The 13,630-nt window shown below is 41.6% G+C and carries 14 protein-coding genes and 1 other RNA gene; 4 read left to right on the forward strand and 11 right to left on the reverse strand.

Annotated features, from left to right (window positions below):
- Positions 1–2: 2 nt before the first annotated feature.
- From pgsA to LI162_RS06575, 5 genes are all read right to left on the reverse strand, one after another.
- A complete protein-coding gene (pgsA, locus tag LI162_RS06555) occupies positions 3–545 on the reverse strand; it encodes a CDP-diacylglycerol--glycerol-3-phosphate 3-phosphatidyltransferase (protein WP_015529784.1) in 543 nt (180 codons plus the stop codon).
- A gap of 1 nt (position 546) precedes the next feature.
- Positions 547–1,869: a 30S ribosomal protein S12 methylthiotransferase RimO gene (gene rimO, locus LI162_RS06560; protein ID WP_227156106.1), complete on the reverse strand. Its 1,323-nt coding sequence runs from the start codon at positions 1,867–1,869 to the stop codon at positions 547–549.
- Between the two features lie 159 nt (positions 1,870–2,028).
- Positions 2,029–2,274: a DNA-directed RNA polymerase subunit omega gene (rpoZ, locus tag LI162_RS06565; RefSeq protein WP_020435635.1), complete on the reverse strand. Its 246-nt coding sequence runs from the start codon at positions 2,272–2,274 to the stop codon at positions 2,029–2,031.
- Position 2,275: 1 nt separating this feature from the next.
- Positions 2,276–2,911 (reverse strand): guanylate kinase, encoded by a 636-nt coding sequence (gene gmk / locus LI162_RS06570; RefSeq protein ID WP_015529781.1) that lies wholly within the window; start codon positions 2,909–2,911, stop codon positions 2,276–2,278.
- 19 nt (positions 2,912–2,930) lie between these two features.
- Positions 2,931–3,809 carry a YicC/YloC family endoribonuclease gene (locus tag LI162_RS06575; protein WP_015529780.1) on the reverse strand — a complete coding sequence of 293 codons (879 nt, stop codon included), beginning with the start codon at positions 3,807–3,809 and terminating at the stop codon, positions 2,931–2,933.
- 140 nt (positions 3,810–3,949) lie between these two features.
- Here LI162_RS06575 and LI162_RS06580 point away from each other — a divergent pair, with 140 nt between their 5' ends.
- Entirely contained in the window at positions 3,950–5,686 is a 1,737-nt protein-coding gene (locus tag LI162_RS06580) for an Rqc2 family fibronectin-binding protein (protein ID WP_227156108.1), read from the forward strand.
- Between the two features lie 113 nt (positions 5,687–5,799).
- On the opposite strand, the gene LI162_RS06585 is transcribed toward LI162_RS06580, so the two are convergent.
- From LI162_RS06585 to pheA, 3 genes are all read right to left on the reverse strand, one after another.
- Complete coding sequence (locus LI162_RS06585; RefSeq protein WP_155203168.1) at positions 5,800–6,684, reverse strand: DUF6612 family protein; 885 nt, start codon at positions 6,682–6,684, stop codon at positions 5,800–5,802.
- A gap of 6 nt (positions 6,685–6,690) precedes the next feature.
- Positions 6,691–7,983, reverse strand: a complete 1,293-nt coding sequence (locus tag LI162_RS06590; RefSeq protein WP_015529778.1) for an ATP-binding protein — start codon at positions 7,981–7,983, stop codon at positions 6,691–6,693.
- 84 nt (positions 7,984–8,067) lie between these two features.
- Entirely contained in the window at positions 8,068–9,210 is a 1,143-nt protein-coding gene (gene pheA, locus LI162_RS06595; protein ID WP_015529777.1) for a prephenate dehydratase, read from the reverse strand.
- Between the two features lie 257 nt (positions 9,211–9,467).
- Between pheA and LI162_RS06600 the strand changes: the two genes are divergently transcribed.
- From LI162_RS06600 to LI162_RS06610, 3 genes are read left to right on the forward strand one after another with little or no spacing between them, the layout of a single operon-like run.
- Positions 9,468–10,004 carry a nitroreductase family protein gene (locus tag LI162_RS06600; protein ID WP_227156114.1) on the forward strand — a complete coding sequence of 179 codons (537 nt, stop codon included), beginning with the start codon at positions 9,468–9,470 and terminating at the stop codon, positions 10,002–10,004.
- A gap of 29 nt (positions 10,005–10,033) precedes the next feature.
- On the forward strand, positions 10,034–10,954 hold the full coding sequence (gene pyrB, locus LI162_RS06605; RefSeq protein WP_117497193.1) for an aspartate carbamoyltransferase: 921 nt from the start codon (positions 10,034–10,036) through the stop codon (positions 10,952–10,954).
- A gap of 36 nt (positions 10,955–10,990) precedes the next feature.
- Positions 10,991–11,431 carry an aspartate carbamoyltransferase regulatory subunit gene (locus LI162_RS06610; RefSeq protein ID WP_020435642.1) on the forward strand — a complete coding sequence of 147 codons (441 nt, stop codon included), beginning with the start codon at positions 10,991–10,993 and terminating at the stop codon, positions 11,429–11,431.
- 99 nt (positions 11,432–11,530) lie between these two features.
- Here the strand turns inward: LI162_RS06610 and LI162_RS06615 are convergent, their stop codons facing one another.
- The 3 genes from LI162_RS06615 to rnhA all read right to left on the reverse strand — a co-directional run bounded on the left by LI162_RS06615 (position 11,531) and on the right by rnhA (position 13,600).
- Complete coding sequence (locus LI162_RS06615; RefSeq protein ID WP_015529773.1) at positions 11,531–12,562, reverse strand: 3-deoxy-7-phosphoheptulonate synthase; 1,032 nt, start codon at positions 12,560–12,562, stop codon at positions 11,531–11,533.
- A gap of 114 nt (positions 12,563–12,676) precedes the next feature.
- An RNA gene (gene rnpB / locus LI162_RS06620) (RNase P RNA component class A) lies at positions 12,677–13,030 on the reverse strand.
- Between the two features lie 96 nt (positions 13,031–13,126).
- On the reverse strand, positions 13,127–13,600 hold the full coding sequence (gene rnhA, locus LI162_RS06625; RefSeq protein WP_227156116.1) for a ribonuclease HI: 474 nt from the start codon (positions 13,598–13,600) through the stop codon (positions 13,127–13,129).
- Positions 13,601–13,630 lie beyond the last annotated feature (30 nt).

A 13,630-nucleotide genomic window follows, 5' to 3' on the forward strand; every position in this document is an offset into this window, starting at 1 on the left:
TCTTACATGCCTCCCTTTGTAAGAACCTCTCTGTTTGCCCACACATAGTCTACCAGAGAAATCACAGTAAGTGCTGTGGCAATCCAGATCAGTACTGTTCCAACCATGTCGAATACACCGCCAAAATCAGCAATCAGAACAATGATCATTGCCATCTGGGATACTGTCTTGAATTTTCCCCAGTAATTTGCTGCGATAACAACGCCATTATCAGATGCTACCAGACGGAAACCACTGATAATAAACTCTCTTGCAATAATAACAATAACAACTGCTGTCGGAAGTTTTCCTGAAGGAATCAGACAGATCATTGCTGAGCAGACAAGAAGTTTATCTGCCAGCGGATCCATAAACTTTCCAAAATTTGTTACAAGATTGTATTTTCTTGCAATCTTACCATCCAGCATATCTGTCAGACTTGCAACAATAAAAAGTACAAGCGCGATCCATTTATTCGCAGCTCCGCCTACATCTGTCAACATAAAGAAAACAAAAAACGGAACCATAATCACACGTAATACTGTTAATTTGTTTGGTAAATTCATACTACATCAACTCTCCTATCAAATCATAATCTAATGCTCCGGTCACTTTAACCTTTGCAAAATCTCCGGAAATCAATTCTACGTCAGTATTGATAAAGATCAGGCCGTCTACATTCGGTGCATCACGATAAGTTCTTCCAACGTAGGCATTCTCATCTGCGACTTTACCTTCGATCATGACAAGAACTTCTCTTCCAATCATGTCTTCCGCTTTATCGAATGCAATTTCCTGCTGAAGTTCCATGATATCTGCCTGACGATCCTCTTTCACTTCTTCATCAATCTGATCTTCGAATGTGGCTGCCGGTGTATCTTCCTCCGGAGAATACGTAAATGCTCCAAGACGATCAAACTCAAGTGTGTCAATGAATTCCATCACCTCTTCATGCTGCTCCTGCGTCTCTCCCGGAAAGCCTGTGATCAGTGTTGTTCTAAGACAGATATCCGGGATTTCCTTACGAAGCTTCTGCACAATGTTGATCAGCTCCTGTTTTGAAGTTCTGCGTCCCATTCTCTTCAAGATGGTATCATTCGCATGCTGGATTGGGAGATCAAGATAATGACAGATCTTCGGTTCTTCTTTCATTACCTGGATCAGTTCATCTGTGATTTCCTCCGGATAACAATATAAAATACGGATCCAACGGATTCCACTGATCTTGCAAAGTTCACGGAGCAGCTTTGGAAGAGATTTCTCTCCATAAAGATCTTTTCCATAAAGCGTTGTCTCCTGAGCAACAAGAATCAATTCTTTTACGCCCTGCTCTGCCAGATCCTGTGCTTCTTTCAGAAGGCGTTCCATCGGTACACTTCTAAAGTTTCCACGGATTTTCGGAATGATGCAGTACGTACAATGTTTGTCACATCCTTCTGCGATCTTCAGATATGCAAAATGTCCTCCTGTTGTTACAAGACGCTTCGTCTCCGGTAATGGAAGAGCATCAAGGTCAGCTGTCATAACTTCATGTTGTCCTGCAAGTGCCGCATCTACCGCATCCAGAATGCGATCATATGCAGTTGTTCCAAGAACTTCATCTACCTCCGGAATCTCATCAAGAATCTCCTGACGATAGCGCTCTGCCATACATCCTGTAACGATCAATGCCTTTGCACTGCCATTCTTCTTATATTCTGCCATCTCAAGAATATTCTGGATGCTTTCCTCTTTCGCATCATGGATAAAACAACAGGTGTTGATCACAATAATATCAGCCTCCTGTTCATCATTCGTCATCTCGTAACCTCTTGAAGCAAGCATTCCAAGCATTACTTCTGTATCCACCAGATTTTTATCACATCCTAAGGATATAAAAAGTATCTTCATATATTAGTAAAACCTCCTGGTCATCCTCTCTAAAAAATATAAATAAATCTCACCTTCTGTGCATCATTTCATACATTCCATGCATGTACAAAACGTTCAACAACAACGTCAAAAGAGCAGATTGCACTTTTCTGCATCTGCTCCGTTACTGTTCTGATTCTACTCTTCGTCAGTGTCCTCAGGTAAGATCTTAAGCTCACCTTCATTCAGTTCTTCGATTGCAATGGAAAGCGGCTTCTGTCCGTCTTTCACAGGTACAAGCGGAAGTTCTCCGGCGATCAGCTGTCTTGCACGCTTAGATGTAGCCATTACGATAGAATAACGGCTGTTTACAACCTTAGAATCTCCCTCTTCAACGTCTTTGTTAACTACTTTCATCAAGTCAGTATAAGATGGATGCAGCATATTAATTTTCTCCTTTCAACTCTTCCAATTCTTCTTTTATGTCATTCATAAAATTCACATTGCGTGAACTTCTGTGGTGTTCTCCCTGGATAATAGAATGCATCTCTTCAACACAATCATCCAGTTCATCATTCACGACAAGATAGTCATAAGCACTCATTCCCTCTGCCTCTTCACAGGCACGGTTCATTCTGGACTCAATAACCTCCATCGTCTCTGTCCCTCTTCCTACCAGACGGGACTTCAGTTCTCTGGCATTCGGCGGTGTCACAAACATCAGAAGCGTATCCGGGAACTTTTCTTTCACTTTCAGTGCTCCCTGAATCTCGATCTCAAGAATCACATCTTTCCCTTCATCCAACATCTTCTCAACATATGCACGCGGTGTGCCATAATAGTTTTCCACGTATTTAGCATACTCTATCAATTCATTATTAGCAATCATTTTTTCAAATTTCTCCCTGGAAAGGAAGAAATATTCTCTGCCATCTACTTCCCCGTCACGTGGACCTCTTGTTGTCGCAGAGATGGATAAAGCATAATTCTCCGGATATTTTCTCATTAATTCTTTCATCAATGTACCTTTTCCGGCTCCTGAGAATCCGGATACGACAATCAAAATACCTTTTTTATTCATGATCCTGCCCTCTTTTACTCTATTCTATATTCTGTATCTGCTCTCTGATCTTCTCAATCTCTGTCTTCAGACTGATTGCATGATTGGAAACCTCAATATCATTCGCTTTAGACAAAATCGTATTTGCTTCGCGATTCATCTCCTGCGCAATGAAATCCAGCTTACGCCCGATTCCTTCTTTCTCCTCCAATGTTGCTCTCATATGCTGAATATGGCTCTTCAACCGCACAACTTCCTCATCTGTACAGATCTTATCTGCATACAGAATCACTTCTGCTGCCAGGCGGTTTTCTTCCATCTGTGTATCTGCCAGTAACTCAGCCACTTTCTCTTCCAGTTTCTGTCGGTATTCTGCCACAATCTGTGGAGAACGTTCTTCTACCGCAGAGACCTCCTGCTCCAGAAATGTAAGCTTCGCAAGAATATCTTTCTTCAGGTTCTCACCCTCTGTTATTCTCGTCTCAACAAACTGTGTAAAAGCCCCTTCCAGTGCTTTCTTCAGTCCATTCCAAAGCTCCTCTTCATCTTCCACTTGCTCTTCCATCGTAAGAACTTCCGGAAATCTTGCAAGTGCAGATACGCTGATGTCATTTTCCAGCCCGAATTCTTCTTCCATCTGCTTAAAATACTTCATATATTCTGCCGCGATCAATGGATTATATTTCACAGAGCTCTGCGCCTGTGACAGATCTTCATATGTAATAAAGATATCAACTTTCCCGCGGTTCGCATAAGACTTCAGAAGTGTCCGGATGGATGTTTCAAAAAAATTAAGTTTCTTCGGCATTCTGATGTTCACATCAAGATAACGGTGGTTTACACTCTTTAACTCAACGGTAAACTTCTTGGAATCCTGCTGAATCTCACATCTGCCAAAGCCTGTCATACTTTTGATCATTGTCTTCATCCTCTGTTTACTATAATCTAATCTATTATACATCAAATGTTTGTAAATGGTCAACAAGTCTTTTATAAAGATTCGATTTATGTTACAATTAAAAAATGTGAAAACAAACCTTTTATTCAGGAGGAAACAATATGGCTTTTGATGGAATCGTTGTGGCGAGTCTCACCAGCGAATTAAAACATAAATTATTAAACGGAAGAATTTCAAAGATTGCACAACCGGAAGCGGATGAGCTTCTTCTGACAGTCAAATCAACGAAAGGTCAGTATCGTCTGTCGATTTCGGCGGATGCTTCTCTTCCGCTAGTCTATCTGACCTCGAAGAATAAGCCAAGTCCGATGACTGCCCCAAACTTCTGTATGCTTCTTCGTAAACATATCAGCGGCGGCCGCATTGTTGATATCTGGCAGCCGGGACTTGAGCGTATTATTCATTTTACAATTGAACATCTCGATGAACTTGGTGACCTCTGCCGGAAAGATCTGATCGTCGAGATCATGGGAAAACACAGCAATATCATTTTCTGTAACGATCAGGGTAAGATCATTGACAGTATCAAACATGTATCTGCACAGATGAGTTCTGTCCGGGAAGTTCTTCCGGGAAGAGAGTATTTCATCCCGGACACCATGCAGAAAGTAGATCCGCTCACGGTAACTTCTGAAGAATTTGCAGCGCATCTGACAGGTAAACCAATGCCACTTGCCAAAGCAATTTATACAAGTTTTACCGGAATCAGTCCTGTAACCGCGGAGGAGATCTGCTCCCTTGCAGGAATGGATTCTTCTGTCCCGGCCCAGGAGTATTCTGCTGATATTTTACTTCATCTATATACACAGTTTGAGATTTATTTATCCGCGATCAAAGAAGATAGCTTTTCACCTGGTATTTATTTCGATGGAAAAGAGCCAAAAGAATTCTCTGCTCTTCCACTGAGTCATTTTGTCAACTATACAAGGGTAGAATATGATTCTATTTCCGAAGTACTTGAGACTTATTATTCGACACGCAGTCTCATTACCCGCATCCGACAGAAATCGGTTGATCTGCGTCACGTAGTTCAGACTGCATTAGAACGAAACCGGAAAAAATACGACTTGCAGCTGCGTCAGTTGAGAGACACAGAAAATCGTGAAAAATATAAAGTGTACGGCGAATTGATCAACACTTATGGATACAATCTGGAGGAAGGCGCAAAGACTCTTGAATGCCTGAACTATTACACCAATGAAATGGTATCCATTTCGATGGATCCATTAAAGACACCGCAGGAAAATTCCCAGCGTTATTTTGCAAAATATAACAAGCAAAAACGTACTTTTGAAGCACTTTCTGTTCTTTGCAAAGAGACATTGGACGAGATCACTTATCTGGAATCCATTCAGACGGCACTTGATATTGCACTGACAGAAGATGATCTTGCTGAAATCAAAGAAGAGCTCACAAACTCCGGCTATATCCGCAGAAAATATACAAAGAAAAAAGTCAAGATAAAAAACAAACCACTCCATTACATTTCCAGTGACGGTTATCATATGTATGTCGGAAAGAACAATCTTCAGAATGAAGAACTGACGTTCCACTTTGCAGTCGGAAATGACTGGTGGTTCCATGCAAAACAAGCTCCGGGATCCCATGTCATTGTCAAAACACATGGGGATGAACTTCCGGACCGTACATTCGAAGAAGCAGCCAGACTTGCAGCTTATTATTCCAGCATGCGAGGTTCCGATAAAGTTGAGATTGACTACGTGGAGAAAAAACAGGTCAAAAAACCAAATGGTGGGAAACCTGGATTTGTCGTCTATTATACAAATTACTCCATGGTGATTGACAGCAATATCAGCAACATAGAAGAACTTGAGTAATATGAAATAAGTGGTAATAACAAAAAGAAGGAAGACTTCAGCGGCATGTGCCCGGTCTGAAGCTTCCTTCTTTTTATATAGCATCAACCATAGGATTTCTGGCAACGTTTCTTTTATTTCGCAGAATTCTTTATTTCATCCGGAACATGGATTTCATCCACCTTGTTATAGTCCGTAAACTGAAGCACGATCGAGTAAAGATTTACTTTCGTAGTCTCTCCGTAAGACTTATATAAATCTCCCATTACATCACTCATGTCTACAACGATCTTCGCCGGAAGCAGTTCTTCTTTGTAAATGTCAAAAATAACAGGGATTTTCAAATTACGGATTGCATCCTCCTCCGGGAGATTCACCAGATGATATGCTTCTACCATCTCTTTGCCAAGAAGACCCATAAGCTCCGTTCCTGTTACATCGCCATACAACTGATAACATGCCTTGCCATTTACTGTTGTCTCCTGCTCGGACAGGTGGAAAGACTCAAGCGCTTTCCCCTCCTGTGCGAAAATATTTCCGTCAATACCAAGGTGATTCTCGCTGCTTCCTTCTGCACTCTCTTTCTTCCAGGATCCATTCGTGCCACTATATGTCACTTGTTTTCCGTCTTCCTCCACCTGATAAAGTTCCAGATCTGCAGATACCTCAGAATCTTTGATCGTCACCCTGGCAGTTCCTTTCGCATGACCGGCCGGAGGCTCTGTCGTGTTCTCCAGATCCATCTCCATGTTTACTTCCATCAGATTTAAAATATCAGACATCTGAATTGCCAGCTCCACATGGTTTGCTGAAGAAGTTACTTTCTGCATATTTTCCGAAGACTGACGAAAAATCTTCTTTGCATTCATCTTCCCGGCACATCCAGAACAAAACAGCATAACCGCAACAAGTACGATCAGTAACTGTACAGATATCATCTTTTTGCGAAATCCACTCTTGTTTTTCTCTTCTGTTATTCCATTTTCCAAGCTCTGTTTGACTCTAAAAGCCTTCCACACAATGCATTACTCCCGTCCTGCCAGATAATCAATAAACTGCTGTGCTGTTCTTCCAGACAAACCGCCATGAGACAGTTCCCATGCATTCGCCTCAAGAAGCAGCTGCTCTTCCGGCATATTGATTCCATTCTTTTTCGCAAGTACACGCACGATCTCCTGGAATGCCTTCTTATCCGGTGAACCGAAATAAATCGTAACGCCAAATCTTGCAACCAATGACAGCTTCTCCTGTACTGTATCATTTGTATGCATATCTTCATCTCTGTCCTGCTTATCACGGAATGTCTCACGGATCAGATGACGGCGGTTTGATGTCGCATAGATCAACACATTCTTCGGTTTCTTCTCCAGACCACCTTCGATTACTGCCTTCAAATATTTGTATTCAATTTCAAATTCTTCAAAAGAAAGATCATCCATATAAATAATGAATTTATAATTTCTATTCTTAATCTGAGCGATTACATCATTCAGATCCTGGAACTGGTGTTTATACACCTCGATCATACGAAGTCCCTGGTCATAATACTGATTTAAAATAGCCTTGATCGAGGAAGATTTTCCTGTTCCGGCATCTCCGAACATCAGACAGTTATTTGCTTTCTTTCCTTCTACAAATGCTTTCGTGTTATCAACCAGCTTTTTCTTTGCATCTTCATAACCTACAAGATCATCAAGATGTACATGGGCAATGTTTGTGATCGGTATGATCTCCACATCAGAATTCTCCGGATGCTCCACACGAAATGCCTTGTGAAGTCCAAGTTTACCAACTCCAAATTCCTTATAAAACTGCGTCAGTGTACGCTTGAAATGATCTACGTTCTGCGTTGCAGCAAGGGCACGGCTGAGATCACAGATTCTGTCCCTGACACGACGGTTGAACACTTTACCGCCACTGTTACCGCTCTTATAATCCATGATGATCTTCAGGCAGTCAGCGTCCAGACTCTTTTCCAGTTCCTCGAAATCATAGTCAAACATTTCCTTAAAAATAGCAAAATCATGAAGTGCAATCTCATTCAGACTACCTTCAATCTCTCCTACGATCTCACAGGAAGTGCTGTATGCATTCTCATCACTCGCAAGAAGAAATGTCAGATAAGTATGCCACAGATTCCCTTCAAAACCGTGGCTTACTGATAATTCCAAAAGTTCATTGATACAATCAAAAAGGAGTCCTCTTAAATCTTCTTTGTTATAAAATTCACTCTCATAATTATCAATCAGGAATGTGATATCCTTTAGAATCTCTCCATATTCCATATTTTTATACAGCATCAGTTCGTTTGTACGCATTCTAAATAACCTCTTTTCCAGTAAATCCCTCTGGAGCTTTCGCTCCACCTGCTCTGTATTCTGCTTTTCTATCTATTCTAATATCTAGTAATTTCCAAGAATTCTCAAATTCGTTGCTTCTTCTCTCAGTCCACGCAATGCATTCTTCACTGCTGCATCTTCCAGACTTCCATCAAAATCTACAAAGAAACGATATTCCCACTGTTTTCCTTTCACAGGTCTTGATTCAATCTTTGTCATATTTATATTATTGTATACAAAATGTGACAGAAGATCATAAAGAGACCCACTCTGAGCCCCACTCTGATGCGGAAGTTCGAATTCAATACTGATCTTTGACGCATGCTTCAGATAAACCTTCTGATTCGTCACCACGATAAAGCGTGTACAGTTATCCGGCTCGTCATTTATATTATCTGCGAGAACTTCCAACCCATGAATCTTCGCCGCATAGGCACTACATACAGCTGCCTGTGCCTTATCTCCATCTTTTACTACTTTCTGCGCAGCGATTGCCGTATTCACTACACTGATCTGCTGCCAGTCTGCATGGTCATTCAAAAACCCTGTCGTTTGCATAAGGGCTTCTGCTTTCGAATAAACACGTTTGATATCTGTAAGTGTTGTTCCCGGAAGTCCTGACAAAGTATGCACTACCGGAAGGATCGTCTCAGCAACAATATAATTCTCAAATTCATCCAGAAGATCATACATCTCGTTCACCGGACCTGCAGATGAATTTTCAATCGGAAGAACCGCATAATCCGCAGCACCTTCTTCAATCGCAGTCATCGCATCACGGAATGTTCTTACATGAAAGCAATTCACATCTTCTCCAAAGAACTGATGCATTGCCGCTTCTCCGTAAGCACCTTCTGTTCCCTGGAACACAACTCTGGCAGTATCCTTCTCAAGAGAATCAATCTGAATAAAAGGAAGCCTTCCAAGTGCGCCTGCTTCTACCAGCTTCTGATACTGCAGTTTTCTGCTCATAGACATCAGCTGCGTATATAATTCACGAACTCCGTTCTTATCAAAATCATTGTCAACCTTTGATGCCACATCTGCAAGTTTCTCCTGCTCCCTCTGCCGGTCATACACTTTACGTCCGGCTTTCACCTTATAATCTCCAACCTCACGGCAGACATTCATTCTCTTCTGATAAAGTTCCACCATCTGGTTATCTATCTTGTCGAGCTCTACTCTCAGTTCTTCAAGTGTTGCCATCCTAACTTCTCCTTACTAAAAAACTCCATCCATACTGCATCTCTTTTATACTGATTTGTAACACAATTAATTATAGTAAAAACACTGCATGAACAGTACCAAGTATAATACATTTTTTCCACAAAATCTATCCTTTGAAAAAAGTTTATTTTCCTGTTGAAAATCTTCTCGTTTTAGTATATCATGGTATGGAATACGAGAACAATCGGTTTTTATCTGATTCAAGCGTCTCGAATAAAACATTGGGAGGTATACAAATGAACGTTTCTGATTGTATCAAGATGCGCAGAAGCATAAGGAAATATAAACCTGATCATATTGATCATTCTATTATTGATTCTATTATTTCTATTGCTTCCTATTCTCCATCTTGGAAAAACACACAGATCACTCGTTATATCGCAATTGAAGACCCCTCTATTCTCAAAAAGATCGCTGATGATTATACCCCTGTTTACAATTCTAATATTATCCGTCAAATTCCTATGCTGGTTGCTGTTACTTTTATCAAAGGCAGATCCGGTTTTGAACGTGACGGATCCTACAGCACAAAAAAGGGAGACAGATGGCAAATGTTTGACGTTGGTGTTGCCTGCCAGTCTTTCTGTCTTGCTGCAAAAGAACAGGAACTTGGTACTGTGATCATGGGCATCTTTGATGAAGAAAAAATTACAGAACTTTTAGAGATTCCGCCAGAGAGGGAACTGGCAGCTCTGATTGCAGTCGGCTGGCCGGATGATGATCCACAAGCACCTAAGAGAAAAGCCGTTACTGATCTACTAGAATATAAATAATGTGATTCAATCACACAAGGAGGTTACTTATGAGACATTTAATGAGCCCACTGGACTTCTCAGTGGAAGAACTGGACGAACTGTTGAAACTTGCACAGGATATTGAGGCACATCCTGACAAATACGCACATGCCTGCGACGGAAAGAAACTTGCGACTTTATTCTATGAACCAAGTACTCGTACACGTTTAAGCCATGAAGCCGCAATGCTGAACCTTGGAGGAAGCGTTATGGGATTCTCTTCCGCAAGCTCCAGTTCTGCTTCAAAAGGAGAAAGTGTATCTGATACAATCCGTACAATCTCCTGCTACGCAGATATCTGTGCAATGAGACACCCAAAAGAAGGTGCTCCGATGGTTGCCTGCCAGCATTCCAAAATTCCGGTGATCAACGCAGGAGACGGTGGACACCAGCACCCGACACAGACACTGACAGACCTTCTCACAATCCTTAACGTAAAAGGAAGACTTGACAACATGACAATCGGTCTGTGCGGAGACTTAAAATTCGGTCGTACTGTTCACTCACTGATCACAGCACTCGTAAGATACACAGGCATCCGTTTTGTACTGATTTCTCCAGAAGAATTAAGACTTCCGGAATACATCCGTCATGATGTACTTGATAAGATGAACGTTCCTTACGAAGAAGTTGTACGTCTGGAAGAAGCAATGCCAAAACTTGATATTCTGTACATGACACGTGTTCAGAAAGAACGTTTCTTCAATGAAGAAGACTACGTACGTATGAAAGACTTCTACATTCTCGACAAAGAGAAAATGAAACTCGCTCCGGAAGATATGTATATTCTTCATCCGCTTCCGCGTGTAAATGAAATCTCTGTTGATGTTGATGACGATCCACGTGCTGCTTATTTCCGTCAGGTTCAGTACGGAGTATATGTACGTATGGCTCTGATCCTTACACTTTTGGATATTCACGTTGACTAATATAATCATATTTCATAGTACGAAAGGGGTAACAAAATGTTAGAAAATACATTAACTGTAGGACGTATCGCTGAAGGATTCGTTCTTGACCACATTGAAGCCGGCAAAAGCATGGAGATTTATAAATACCTTCACCTGGATAAATTAGACTGCTGTGTTGCCATCATCAAAAATGCAAAAAGTAATAAAATGGGCAAAAAAGATATCATGAAGATTGAATGCCCGATCGATTTCATGGATCTTGATATTCTCGGATTCATCGATCACAACATTACTGTAAATATTATTGAAAACGGAGAGATCATCTCCAAGAAACCTCTGACTCTTCCTAAGAAGATCAAAAATGTGATCCGCTGCAAGAACCCAAGATGTATCACATCTATCGAGCAGGGACTTGATCATGTATTTGTACTGACTGATGAAGAGAATCAGGTATACAGATGCCAGTACTGCGAGGAGAAATATAGCCGCAGATAATCCATCGTTTATCTATATCAGATGTGGGATTGACTCCCACATCTAATATAAGAGCCAGAACAGTTACCGTGTGTGGTAACTGTCCTGGCTCTTATAAATTTAACACTCTTCTGCAATTTTGTAAATCAGCTTCTCTGTATCTTCCCATCCCAGACATGGATCTGTAATAGATTTTCCGTAAGTCATATGATCGCAGATCTTCTGATTTCCTTCTTCGATATAACTTTCGATCATAACTCCCTTGACCATCTTCTTCACATCATCATTGTATCTTCTGCTGTGAAGAATTTCGCTGACAATACGAATTTGTTCTTTGAACTGCTTATTGGAGTTGGAATGGTTCGCATCAATGATCGCTGCCGGGTTTTTCAGGTCTTTCTTCGCATAAACATCTACCAGACGGACAAGATCCTCATAATGGTAGTTCGGAATACAGGTTCCATATTTGTCAACACCACCACGAAGAATTACATGTGCAAGATCATTTCCTTCTGTTGTAACATCCATTCCTCTGTAAATGAAGTTATGAGAGTTCTGAGCAGCAATTACGGAGTTCATCATAACTGAAAAGTCTCCACTGGTCGGATTCTTCATACCAACCGGAATGTCCATTCCACTGGCTGTCAGACGGTGCTGCTGGTTCTCTACCGAACGGGCACCGATTGCCTCATAAGAAAGGATATCGTCAAGATAGCTTCTGTTCTCCGGATAAAGCATCTCGTCTGCGGATGTCAGTCCTGTCTCTTTGATCGCGCGGATATGCATTCTGCGGATTGCAATGATACCCTCAAGAAGGTTTGGAGCCTGATCCGGATCCGGCTGATGAAGCATTCCCTTATATCCTTCTCCTGTTGTACGTGGTTTGTTTGTATAAATACGAGGAATGATCATCAGACGGTCTGATACCTTCTCGTTGACTTTTGCAAGACGATTCACATAGTCGCACACAGAATCTTCATTGTCTGCGGAACATGGTCCCACGATAACAACAAATTTATCGGATTTTCCTTCAAAAATCTCCCGAATCTCCGCATCACGTTTCTTCTTGATCTCTGCCAGTTCTTTCGGAAGCGGGTATTCCGCCTTCAGGTTTGCAGGTAATGGTAATTCTGCATTAATTTTCATTCCCATGGTCTTAATTCCTCCGTTGTCTGTCTCTTGCAAAAGAATCTATCTCAAATAACTTCTTCCGCATTATTAATAACTAAAATACAAAAGGAGTTTCTAAATAGAAACTCCCTCCATTGATTGAGCAAAACGATAAGCCGGGTTATGTCGTTGAACAATCATCTATCTAGGCGCCGCGTTACCGCTGCGCTCAAGCGACCCACCTTAAGCGTGACGGGCAGCCACATTGCTTATATTCGGTCTTGCTTCGGATGGGGTTTACATGTGCCCTTCCTGTTACCAGCAAGGCGGTAGTCTCTTACACTGCCTTTCCACCCTTACCTGCACAAAATGCACAGGCGGTTTATTTCTGTTGCACTGGCCTGGGAGTTACCTCCACCGGACGTTATCCGGCATCCTGCCCTATGAAGCCCGGACTTTCCTCACCTGCGGCCTTTCGGCACTTGCAGCCGCGATTGTCTGTCTTACTCAACACAGTTTTCAATTATACTAAGAAATCCCTCTGTTGTCCACTGTTTTCAAGATTTTCTTCTTGATTTTTATTAATCAATCATTGTTTTCGAATTCTTACAGCCCTTCGTCTACGATAAGATTCGTTCCATCTGCAGCAGTTGTTGCAAGTTCATCACATCTTTCATTCTGTGGATGTCCATCATGCCCCTTTACCCAGTGAAATGTCACGCTGTGTTTCTGCTTTGCTTCTAACAGACGTTTCCAAAGGTCTACATTCTTCACCGGTTCATTCTTCCCGCGTTTCCATCCCTTCTTGATCCAGCCGTCTACCCAGTGCTGGTTAAACGCATTCACAACATATTGTGAATCCGAATAGACTTCTACTTCACAGGAACGGTTTAAAGCCTCCAGACCTGCAATTACAGCCATCAGCTCCATTCTGTTATTCGTTGTCTTCTCATATCCCTGGGACAAATCCTTCTTATGAAGCTGTCCCTTCGTGTCGACATACTCAAGCACTGTTCCATATCCGCCCGGTCCGTCCGGGTTTCCGCGCGCTGCACCATCTGTATATATTTTTACCAGCATTTTCAATCTCTCCTGTTATTCCATCCTTCT

The sequence above is a fragment of the Mediterraneibacter sp. 210702-DFI.3.120 genome, from assembly GCF_020561005.1.
GTDB lineage: Bacteria > Bacillota > Clostridia > Lachnospirales > Lachnospiraceae > Mediterraneibacter > Mediterraneibacter faecis.

Bases quoted from the DNA above. Each gene is read 5' to 3' on its own strand.
- LI162_RS06610 (WP_020435642.1), top strand. From the start codon at position 10,991: ATGTTAGAAAATACATTAACTGTAGGACGTATCGCTGAAGGATTCGTT.
- LI162_RS06590 (WP_015529778.1), bottom strand. From the start codon at position 7,983: ATGCGTACAAACGAACTGATGCTGTATAAAAATATGGAATATGGAGAG.
- LI162_RS06600 (WP_227156114.1), top strand. From the start codon at position 9,468: ATGAACGTTTCTGATTGTATCAAGATGCGCAGAAGCATAAGGAAATAT.
- rimO (WP_227156106.1), bottom strand. From the start codon at position 1,869: ATGAAGATACTTTTTATATCCTTAGGATGTGATAAAAATCTGGTGGAT.
- gmk (WP_015529781.1), bottom strand. From the start codon at position 2,911: ATGAATAAAAAAGGTATTTTGATTGTCGTATCCGGATTCTCAGGAGCC.
- LI162_RS06615 (WP_015529773.1), bottom strand. From the start codon at position 12,562: ATGGGAATGAAAATTAATGCAGAATTACCATTACCTGCAAACCTGAAG.
- pheA (WP_015529777.1), bottom strand. From the start codon at position 9,210: ATGGCAACACTTGAAGAACTGAGAGTAGAGCTCGACAAGATAGATAAC.
- LI162_RS06575 (WP_015529780.1), bottom strand. From the start codon at position 3,809: ATGATCAAAAGTATGACAGGCTTTGGCAGATGTGAGATTCAGCAGGAT.
- pgsA (WP_015529784.1), bottom strand. From the start codon at position 545: ATGAATTTACCAAACAAATTAACAGTATTACGTGTGATTATGGTTCCG.
- LI162_RS06580 (WP_227156108.1), top strand. From the start codon at position 3,950: ATGGCTTTTGATGGAATCGTTGTGGCGAGTCTCACCAGCGAATTAAAA.
- rpoZ (WP_020435635.1), bottom strand. From the start codon at position 2,274: ATGCTGCATCCATCTTATACTGACTTGATGAAAGTAGTTAACAAAGAC.
- rnhA (WP_227156116.1), bottom strand. From the start codon at position 13,600: ATGCTGGTAAAAATATATACAGATGGTGCAGCGCGCGGAAACCCGGAC.
- pyrB (WP_117497193.1), top strand. From the start codon at position 10,034: ATGAGACATTTAATGAGCCCACTGGACTTCTCAGTGGAAGAACTGGAC.